The 573-nt window shown below is 38.6% G+C and carries 1 pseudogene; it reads right to left on the reverse strand.

The features are described 5' to 3' along the window. A pseudogene (locus LZD48_RS18415) lies at window positions 1-519 on the reverse strand (IS21 family transposase); the annotation flags it as partial. Between the last annotated feature and the right edge of the window lie 54 nt (window positions 520-573).

Consider the following 573-nt stretch of genomic DNA (forward strand, 5'->3'; position numbering starts at 1 on the left):
AGGACGATCAATCCACTCTACATATTTGAAACGTGAATGAGATAGAACAAATCCAGCTGCGTAAAGCTTCTTTCTTGATCCAAATTCAGTAGGAACAAACATTTCTCCGAAATCTACTTGCATTTGTTTACCCATCGGAAGTTCTTCTACCGTTCCATACTCACGACCAATCGTTTCTTTAGGAATATGATATCTATCCCTTAAATCATTCACATAATTTCGTACTGTATTCTCGGCTACCGATGTAACCTCAAACTTTTCCTGCAACCAATCATATACTTGGGCGCTTGTCATATCTGGGTGCTCTTTCAACCACCCCAGTATGTAATCTCTGTAAGGGTCCAACTTCTTCGCCCGGTTTTGTAAAGATGCCATAAACACTGCGAATTGATCTGGTGTCATCTTTAAATAATCGATAACTCTGTTTCTAGAAATCTTTAATTTCTTTGCAATCTGGCTCTTTGAGAATCCTTTTTTCTTTAAACGATGTATCTCTTGGTAAATCATCCACTTTTCCACTCCTTATTTCCTCCCCCTTCGACATACTCCGATTTAAGTATACCGAAAGGGATA

This window comes from Oceanobacillus alkalisoli (genome assembly GCF_021556485.1).
GTDB lineage: Bacteria > Bacillota > Bacilli > Bacillales > Amphibacillaceae > Oceanobacillus > Oceanobacillus alkalisoli.